This is a genomic window from Nitrosomonas sp. (assembly GCF_043753625.1).
In the GTDB taxonomy this organism is placed as follows: Bacteria; Pseudomonadota; Gammaproteobacteria; order Burkholderiales; family Nitrosomonadaceae; genus Nitrosomonas.
The window spans coordinates 1-9,889 of record NZ_JAYUWI010000130.1 but is presented as its reverse complement, the minus strand read 5'-3'; the positions used below and the strand labels follow the sequence as shown (position 1 = coordinate 9,889).

General features: G+C 47.5%; 5 protein-coding genes. 3 read left to right on the top strand and 2 right to left on the bottom strand.

The window, feature by feature from the left end; all coding sequences use genetic code 11:
• Positions 1-694: 694 nt before the first annotated feature.
• Positions 695-2,470: an SLC13 family permease gene (locus tag ACH10T_RS10925; RefSeq protein ID WP_394809308.1), complete on the bottom strand. Its 1,776-nt coding sequence runs from the start codon at positions 2,468-2,470 to the stop codon at positions 695-697.
• Positions 2,471-2,731: 261 nt separating this feature from the next.
• Between ACH10T_RS10925 and ACH10T_RS10920 the strand changes: the two genes are divergently transcribed.
• The 3 genes from ACH10T_RS10920 (at position 2,732) to ACH10T_RS10910 (ending at position 5,697) form a co-directional block, all read left to right on the top strand.
• Positions 2,732-3,259 (top strand): DUF3617 domain-containing protein, encoded by a 528-nt coding sequence (locus ACH10T_RS10920; RefSeq protein ID WP_394809307.1) that lies wholly within the window; start codon positions 2,732-2,734, stop codon positions 3,257-3,259.
• Positions 3,260-3,593: 334 nt separating this feature from the next.
• A complete protein-coding gene (locus ACH10T_RS10915) occupies positions 3,594-4,298 on the top strand; it encodes an MIP/aquaporin family protein (protein WP_394809306.1) in 705 nt (234 codons plus the stop codon).
• Between the two features lie 226 nt (positions 4,299-4,524).
• Complete coding sequence (locus ACH10T_RS10910; RefSeq protein ID WP_394809305.1) at positions 4,525-5,697, top strand: PEP-CTERM sorting domain-containing protein; 1,173 nt, start codon at positions 4,525-4,527, stop codon at positions 5,695-5,697.
• 253 nt (positions 5,698-5,950) lie between these two features.
• On the opposite strand, the gene hrpA is transcribed toward ACH10T_RS10910, so the two are convergent.
• Entirely contained in the window at positions 5,951-9,715 is a 3,765-nt protein-coding gene (hrpA, locus tag ACH10T_RS10905) for an ATP-dependent RNA helicase HrpA (protein ID WP_394809304.1), read from the bottom strand.
• Positions 9,716-9,889 lie beyond the last annotated feature (174 nt).

Here is a 9,889-nt window from a genome sequence, read left to right as displayed (position 1 = left end):
ACCCGTAAAATTCTTTCGCTTTATTCCCGTCATTTCCTGCTCCTTCTTAGCAGGATACCATCTTAATTTACTGTCCTGAAAGGAGGGTCCACTATAATAATCATGTCTATTACATGCTTGGCGCTGATGGCATCATACACGACGTAGGGCTTCTCTCCGATTGGCTTGGTATTGCTGGTTGCAACTAGAATCTGAAGGAAAAAAGTTGCGAATGGATTGAAACATATCGTCAGCCATGGTGTATTGAGATGATAGGCTTGGATAAAGTAAACCTGGATCAGGTCGCGGTGACCACGAGGCACCGTGACGGTCAGGCACAGACCCACGAAACCAGGGTCAGCAACGCACAAGTCATAAGGTCACAAAAAATCCGACTATATCCATCGGTTATACTATCTAATCCACGCATAGTCTTCTCGCTTCTCTTGCTTCCTTCGCAATCGATCGCTTTTGCTACTTTGGCGTAATAAAAAATATCGCGGGAAGACCACGGGAGTCGCGAGCTTAATAGCCGATGAATACTGACATCCGAAAGTAGTATTGCATGAAATACTGGTCAAATCAGGTGGATTACTTTCTACGTCGAATACGAAACCCAACAATCCCAATCCAACCAGCAACATGTAATACAAAACCGCACCCATGGGGCGAGGAATTCGAATAGAATCTGAACGAGATACTACCTACCCCCCGCTCACCTGGTCAAGGGCCAACCGATTAATAACACTGTGATGGTGACAACACCGGCTACGATATTCATCGGTATTCCGGCACGCAGGAAATCAGTAAAACGATACTCACCGGGGCCATAAACCATCATATTCGTCTGATACCCTAAAGGTGTCGCGAAACTGGCGGAGGCCGCCATCATGATAGCAAATACAAAAGGCTCATTATTTAAACTGGCCTTCTCAGTGATTTCCAACACGATGGGCAGCATTAAAAGCGCTGCAGCATTATTAGTAATGACTTCGGTTAATATTGAGATGGAAATATAGACCAGGATGAGTAGAAGCCACGGCCTACCGCCGCTCAAATCCACGATATTTGCCGCAAGATACTTGGCGACACCGGTTTTTTCCAAAGCCATACCCAGGGCAAATGATGATGCAATAGTAATGATAACCGTCAAATCAAGACTTCTTTCTGCCTGATTGGCAGAACAGCAACCCGAAATAATCATCAGACCGGCGCCAATCAGTGCCGCATTAAGCATAGTGATGACTTCAAAGCTTGCTGCTGCTACAACTCCTACGAGAATAGCCCAAGCAACATACGCGCGTTCATGACGCGGCGATTCTGTGTTCAGATCATTAATCAGCAGAAAATCCTTGTTATAACGCTGGCGGCTGACAAAAGCCGGTCTTGCTTCCAGCAGTAATGTGTCACCGGCTTGCAATATAATGCTTCCGAGATTACCTTTGATGCGTTCACCATTACGCGCCACAGCCAATACTGCTGCGCCATAGCGAGAACGAAAGCGCGCATCGCGAATCGCGTACCCCAGTGCTGCACAATGTGGTGACACGACGGCTTCGATCAAACGCCGTTCAGCATGTTGCATGGTGAATGCCTGAGTTTGTTCTTCTTCAGTCGATGGAACAATTCCATTAATCCGCATCAAATCAGAGATTGCGTCGGTATCACCGGCAAATACCAACCGATCACCACCTTGAAGCACTTCTTCGGGTGAGACCACGGTAATCGCGGTTCCATTTCGATCAATCTCAATCAGGTATACGCGTTGCAAGTGCCTTAACCCGGCCTGTTCGATAGTTTTTCCGACCAAGGGACCATTGGGTGCGATGGAGACTTCCAGAGTAAACTCGCGCAGATTGGAAAAGACATGGCCTTGCGTCCGGTCTGGCAACAACTTTGGAAAGGCCAGCCACATTAATAAAAAACCGGCAATGGCAACGGGTATGCCGACAGCCGTTATCGAAAACAAAGAGAAACCGGATTCACCGGTCAACACCTGATACTGACCGTTGACGATCAGATTAGTGCTGGTTCCAATCAACGTAATCGTACCGCCCAAAATAGCCGTATAGCTCAGCGGTATCATCAGCTTCGAAGGCGAAATCCCAATCTTGCGCGACCAGCTATAAATAGCCGGAATCATCGTTGCAACCACCGGGGTGTTGTTAAGAAAGCTGCTGAGAAACACAACCGGGAAAAACATTCTGGAAATTGCACCCCGCACCGTTTTCGGCCTGCCTAACAAAGTAGTCACTAATAAATCAATCGCACCAGAGGCATGCATACCGGCAGCAACCACAAACATACCCGCAACGGTAATCAAACCCGAGTTACTAAAACCGCTTAACGCATCGCTAGCGCTCAGGACTCCGGACACACTGAGTATCGTCAGTGCCCCAAGCATGATTAAATGTGGACCAATCCGTGTAAAAATAAGTGTCGCCAACACGGCAACGCACAAACTCAGTGCAAACCAACCTTGCCATTCCATAGTTTTACACTCCTGAGAAAAGATTCGAAATATACAACAGTTACTAATACGGCTATAAATAATTAATTATTATAATGATATGTCTAAAAATTATATGCAGCCGCGCAATCAGATTTAAATTCCAAAAGGTTTTTCCAGTAATCGGCTAAACTTGCTTAAACTTGGAAATCACCGTTGGCTAACGCGTGGTAAATTGACGGCATGATTTCAATAAACTTTTGCAGAATTGATTTTTTCAGAACACATAATATGAAAACCCCAATGTATAAAACCCTCATTTCATTTCTATTTAGCCTGAGTTTAACAATGGCAACCTCCAGTTTCGCGCACCAACACATCCGTCCGGGATTATGGGAAATCACCACAAAATCAGATTTGTTGGCACTGGTACCGCATATTCCTTCGGAACACATACAGCAACTCAGCGACCTCGCCCGTCGCTATGGCCTTCAACTGCCTCAAATAGAAAATGGCGCGGCCACCTCAAAAATCTGCATTACAGCAGAAATGGCAAAACAGGCAATTCCCGCCTATTTTTATGAAGACCGTTCCGGTTGCACCGTCCAGAACGCAAAGCGTATCGGCAACAGTTATGAGTTGGACCTCGTCTGTACAAACCAGCATTTTCAAGGCAATGGAACCGCGCGAGGCACTTTCAGCAGCCCTGAAAACTTCTCGGGAAATACCGAATTCGACAGCACTGTAAATGGCATGCCAGTCCATGCATTGGCTGAGACCCACGGCCACTGGGTCGGCGAACGCTGCACCGCAGTCAACCCGTTGCAATGATTGCGGTTTTCTATTCTGATCAGGCACTAAAAATAAACGACACAAACCTATTCTGTCATTTCACATATTGCCATTCCAGCCTGCACGAGCTCAGATTAGATCGTGCAGTTTATACATGAAAATGTGCATCTTGACCTGTTTTTAACCCCGCCGCGGCAATGTAGATAGTTTTTCAACAACTTGCTAAATTTATCTCTCGTAATTTTTGTGTGATAATCAGTGTGCCTTCCAGAATTGCCAGGAAACTTCTCTAAAACAAAACCAACAAATCATTTTTTCTTGCGCATCTAGAAGTAGGCTCTCCGAAGTTCAACTTAATAGTAAGGTGATAACTATGACTCCTTTTCTTGGTGAATTAATAGGTACTTTTATTCTGGTTTTATTGGGTAATGGTGTCGTTGCCAACGTCGTACTGAATAAATCCAAGGGCAATAATGCCGGATGGTTAACCATCGCAGCCGGTTGGGGAATTGCGCTTTTCGTAGCGGTCTATGCTGTGGCGGCTTCCAGTGGCGCACATCTAAACCCTGCGGTGAGTATCGGCCTCGCTGCTGCCGGTAAGTTTACATGGGATTTGGTCCCGATTTATGCGTTGGGACAAATGCTGGGCGCGATGTTGGGTGCGTTGATTGTCTGGATCACCTATCGCCAGCATTTTAACGCAACGACTGATCCGGATATGCAACTCGCGGCATTTTGTACCGGACCGGCGATCCGAAGCCCGTTCAATAATATTATTACGGAAGCAGTCGGCACATTCATGCTGGTGTTTGGCGTGATGATGATGGCTGCGCCGCAGGAAAGCCTGGGTACATTGAATGCTTTACCGGCTGCTCTGCTACTGTTTGGTATCGGCTTATCCCTCGGCGGACCTACCGGCTTCGCGGTTAATCCCGCACGTGACCTGGGGCCGCGCATTATGCATGCGATTCTCCCAATGACCAATAAACGCGATAGTGATTGGGGTTACGCTTATGTACCAATAGTGGGCGGCATTATCGGCGGACTGATTGCTGCAGTGGTTTATTCGGCGCTGTAAAGCTTCAACAAATTATTCAACTGAAGGTTGGGCTGGTTTTACTGGTCCAACCTTCGCGAGCAAACTGCAAAAAGCAAAAGGCTGCATTCATTCATTACCTTCAGGTTTATACATCTTATAAATGTCAATCAGCACATTGACATGGATAAAAATCAGGAGGAGACTATACGAATAAATAAATAAATCAATCACTTAATCAAGTTATTGCTATGGAGTCAACATGAACATGAAACTAACAAAATTTAAATACGTTGCCATCCTGCTCGCGGGTATTTCCGCAACTTCGATACCTGCAATAGCTCGGGCGGACTGGTCAATTGCAAAGTTGGATACCTTCGGCAACTTTACAAGCCTTCCCACAAGCATCAACGATTCCGGGCAGGTAGTAGGGTATTCTTTCTCTAATATTAGTGAAGATCACGCTTTCATCACCGGCCCTGATGGTGTAGGCATTACGGATCTGTTTGTTTCTGATGGCATAAGTGGGGCCTTTGACATCAATAATTCCGGACAAGTGGTAGGATTTTCTAGAATTTCTGGTAATGATGTGCAAGCCATCATCACAGGCCCCGGCGGTGTGGGCGTTACGGATTTAGGCACCTTCGGCGGGTCAAGCAGCAGTGCCTATGCCATCAATGACTCTGGACAAGTCGTGGGAACTTTTAAAGCGGCTAGTAGCGAGATGCACACTATCATTACAGGCCCTAACGGTGTAGGTTTTACAGAGTTGGGCACCCTTGGTGGGCGAGATAACCAGGGCGTTGATATCAATGCTTCTGGGCAAGTAACGGGAACATCAAGAATCTCCGGTAATCTTCAAGCCCACGCTTATATCACTGGTGCTGATGGTGTAGGTATGAAAGATGTGGGTGCTTTATTTTTAAACAGCACTGCCAGTTGTATCAACGATTCCGGACAGGTAGTGGGATATTCTGATATAGCTGATGGCACGAATCACGCGTTTGTCACAGATCCCGACGGTGTTAACATGACCGACCTGGGTACCCTCGGAGGAAACTTCAGCCAATCCATTGCCATCAACAATTTGGGGGAAGTAGTGGGAGTCGCTTTAACTGCAAGTGACATCGGATGGCACTCTTTCATTTATAGTCACGGTGGCATGACTGATCTTTCATTACTAGCGCCTGTCGTCGCAGCCGGATGGAGTAATCTTTTTGTCGCCGATATCAACAACAATGGACAGATTGTTGGATCTGGAACGCTTAATGGTGAGCGTGCAGGATTTCTGCTTTCATACACTCCAGACACCCTATTTACTCCAAATCCTATATTCATTCCTCCTATTCCAATTCCAGAACCACAAACCTATCTCATGTTGTTAGCCGGTTTAAGCTTGATTGGGTTTATGGCGCGGCGCAGAAAGGAAGCCGGTGCGTAATGCAAATTGGCATTTTATCGCCGAGACAGGAGCTTTGGCTCCTATTTTTGATTATCGGAGTGATAAAACATCCAGTTATGGATTGAAATACCTGACTCCATCAATTTCTCTTGACCCTGCTCCAGAGGTACAAACTAAGGAAACTCTGAATAACTCATCTTTGTCATTCCGAACATAGTGAGGAATCTTTTAAAATCAAAAGTATAGATCTCTCGCTCTGCTCGAAATGATAGTTATTAAAAGGTTCCTTGAGTTATGCCCGCACACTCTCCCACAATTTCTGTAATCGCTTGGTCGATACCGGGTATGGCGTTTTCAATTCCTGCGCGAAAAGCGATATGCGCAATTCCTCGATCTGCCAGCGAAATTCATTAAGATTCTCATCAGTCAGCCCGATTTTTTGATGTTTCTCCCGACGCTGCACATATTGTTGCCAGAGTGCGGCCACTTCCCTGCTATTTCGTTCGTCGCGTTCCAGGTTGGTGGATAGTTTTTCCAGGCGCAAAGCCATGCCTTTCACATAGCGCGGGAACTGCTGCAATCTTTTCCACGAGGTATGGCTGAGAAATCCGGGATAAATCAGATTGTCGAGCTGCTCAATGAGCTCAGCTTTTACTGCGTTGTTGCGAAGCACTGCTAATCGTCCCATCAGGACTTGATACTCACTGCCTATTTGTTGCAGCAAACTGGCGAGAGCGGCCGCGGCTTCCGGCAAACGGCCTTTAGCGCGTTGGTTGTGTGCTACAAATTCGGATTCACTGCGCGGCAATGGATCATCACCCAGCAACGCACGATCAATGATGGCATTGAGCATGTCTTGCTTCAGCTCGCCCGGATTTATCCGGGTCGATAATTGCAAGCTGGCTTGTTTGAGTCCCGGTAAATTCTTATCCAACTGTTTGAGCTGTTCTTTCAGTGCCAAACACAATAACCGCCTGACACCCAAGCGCATCGCCGTATCCGCCGCTTCTTGCGTATCAAATAGCCGGATAGCGGCACTGTCCGTTTGTTCGATCAGCGCCGGATAACCAGTCAATTGCTGACCATTGCGTTTAAACGCCACTTCCGCAGGCAAATCGCCAAAATCCCACTGCGTGATGGCATCGCGCTCAATATTGATTTTCTCGTTTTCGGCATCGCGTTTTACAAATGTCATTTGTGCGGCTTTGCCGAGCTGCATTTGCAATTCGGCGAGATTGCGGCTCATGGCCAAATCTTGTCCTGCATCATCGATCACTTGAATATTCATCAACAGATGCGTTGGAATATCTTTGTCTTGCCAGGTTTCTGCGAGAACCGACAGGTTAGTTTTTCTGAGAATAGATTGCTCTAAAGCATCCCGCAGTGAGCCCTTATGCAAAGCATTCGACGTTCCCTGCAGAAATTCAGTGACGGATTCCGGCAATGGGACCAGATTACGGCGTATCTGTTTGGGTAACGCTTTTAAATACCAGGTCACTTTTTCACGAATCAAACCGGGAACCAGGTAATCCAGTTGATTGGCATCCAACCGGTTGAGCAATGGCAACGGAACAGAAACGGTTACGCCGTCGAGCAGATGCGTGGGTTCAAAGCGGTAAGTAAGTGGCAAAACGCTGCCATCGGACAATGTCAAGCTTTCCGGAAATTGAACTTCCGTGACATGACCGGCCTGATGGCGCATCAGCAATTCGCGTTTTAGATAAAGCAACTGGGAATCTTGTTGCTCAATCTGTTTCCGCCATTTTTCAAATCCCGCACCGTTGGTTATTCTTTCCGGAATGATGGCATCGTAAAAAGCAAAAATTTCTTGCTCATCAACCAGTACATCTTGCCGCCGCGCTTTATGCTCCAGTTCCTCGATTTCATGAATCAGATCTTGATTGTGCGTAAAAAAAGGTGCTTGCGTGACATACTCCCCGGCAACCAGCGCCGAGCGGATAAAAATCTCACGGGATTCTTTGGGATTAATCGGGCCGTAGTGGATCGGCCGTTTGGTAACAATGATTAATCCGTACAATGTGACGCGTTCATACGCCACCACTTGCGCCTGTTTCTTTTCCCAATGCGGATCAAAATGGTGTTTCTTGCATAAATTCCCCGCAATTCTTTCCAGCCAGATCGGCTCAATCCGGGCGACGCAACGCGCATACAGCTTACTGGTCTCTATCAATTCCGCAGCAACGACCCATTTGGTTTTGCCTTTTTTGAGCACCGAACCGGGGAAAATCGCGAACTTGATACCGCGAGCCCCCAGATATTCGCCCTCCTTCTCGGTTTTAAACCCGATATTCCCGAGCAAACCGGCCAACAAAGCGCGATGGATCTCATCATAACCGGCGGGCACTTCGTTGGGCTTTAAACCTAATTCACTGATCAGCACATGCAATTGGCCATGAATCTCACGCCATTCCCGCAAGCGCCGGTAAGATAGAAAATTCTCCCGGCATTGGTCGATCAGTTTGCGGGTTGATTTTTTGTGCTTTAATAATTCATCAAAGAAATCCCACATTTTCAGGTAAGACAGAAAATCCGAGCGCTCATCCTGAAACCGGCGGTGCGCATTATCGGCTGCCATCTGCTGATCAAATGGCCGGTCGCGCGGATCTTGCAAACTTAATGCAGCCGTAATGATCAGTATTTCGTGCAGGCAATTTTCATTTTTTGCCGCCAATATCATGCGAGCAATTTTCGGATCAATCGGAAACTTGGCCAGACGCCAGCCAATCGGTGTCAGTTGCCTGTCGTCATCGACGGCACCCAGCTCTGCCAGCAATTGATAGCCATCGGTGATCATCCGCGGCGATGGCGGCTCCAAAAACGGAAAACCTTCCACATCGCCGATGTTGAGCGATTTCATCCGCAGAATGACGGTTGCCAGCGAAGAACGCAGAATCTCCGGATCGGTAAACTCGACGCGTCCCTGAAAATCCACTTCGGTATACAGGCGAATGCAAACCCCATTGGCTATCCGCCCGCAGCGCCCTGCCCTTTGATTCGCCGATGCGCGCGAGATTTTTTCCACCAGCAATTGCTCAACCTTGTTGCGGTAGCTGTAGCGGTTAACACGCGCCCATCCGGTATCAATCACATAGTGAATACCCGGAACGGTCAATGACGTTTCCGCAACATTGGTGGCTAATACAATACGACGGGTATCGCCGGGTTGAAATACCCGTTCCTGCTCGACAAAGGATAAGCGTGCAAACAGCGGCAATATCTCCACGCCGGAAAACCCAGGTCGAAGGCGATCAAAATGATGCTTGCGCAGTGTCTCGGCAGTTTCCCGGATCTCGCGCTCGCCGGGTAGAAAAACCAGAATATCGCCTGATCCCAGCGTTATCAATTCATCGACCGCATTGAGGATAGCTTGTTGCATATCGCCCTCCTCCTCATCGTCGACCACCGGCGAGTGGTAAAAAATTTCAACCGGATATAGCCTGCCGGTCACTTCAATCACCGGCGCATTATTGAAATGCCGAGAAAAACGCTGCGCGTCGATAGTGGCAGAAGTGACAATCAACTTGAAATCAGGCCGCTTCGGCAATAACTGACTGATGTAACCGAGTAAGAAATCAATATTCAAACTGCGCTCGTGGGCCTCATCGATAATCAATGTATCGTAGGCCTGCAACAGCGGATCGCCCTGCGTTTCAGCCAGCAGAATGCCATCCGTCATCAGTTTGATATAGGAATCCGTGCTGATTTTGTCAGCAAACCGGACTTTGTACCCGACCGCCTGACCCAGCGGGCTATTCAGCTCAGCAGAAATACGCGCGGCCACAGTCCGCGCGGCAATGCGGCGCGGTTGTGTATGCCCAATCAGTCCGTTCACACCGCGCCTGAGTTCCAGGCAGATTTTTGGGATTTGCGTAGTTTTACCCGACCCTGTTTCTCCGGATACGATCACGACCTGATGGCTATCAATGGCGCATTTGATTTCTTCCCGGCGAAGATTAACCGGCAAATCTTCCGCATACGTTGGACAGGGAAGATGAGCAAGACGCCTTGTGATGTCATCGGGAGAGAATTTTTTCATTGTGATATCTATTCAATTGCACAGAGAGGGGGTTAAGGGATTAAGTCGCGAAAAGAGAATAATATGCTTATATTTTACCTGATTAGAAAGATTCTTCAGCCAAACCCGATTTTCTCTATTATAAGGCGCATACTGACCCAAACAAACCCATCAAAGAGAAATTGCCATGGCCAT

Coding starts and splice junctions, on each gene's coding strand:
- ACH10T_RS10925 (WP_394809308.1), bottom strand. CDS start 2,470: ATGGAATGGCAAGGTTGGTTTGCACTGAGTTTGTGCGTTGCCGTGTTG.
- ACH10T_RS10920 (WP_394809307.1), top strand. CDS start 2,732: ATGTATAAAACCCTCATTTCATTTCTATTTAGCCTGAGTTTAACAATG.
- ACH10T_RS10915 (WP_394809306.1), top strand. CDS start 3,594: ATGACTCCTTTTCTTGGTGAATTAATAGGTACTTTTATTCTGGTTTTA.
- ACH10T_RS10910 (WP_394809305.1), top strand. CDS start 4,525: ATGAAACTAACAAAATTTAAATACGTTGCCATCCTGCTCGCGGGTATT.
- hrpA (WP_394809304.1), bottom strand. CDS start 9,715: ATGAAAAAATTCTCTCCCGATGACATCACAAGGCGTCTTGCTCATCTT.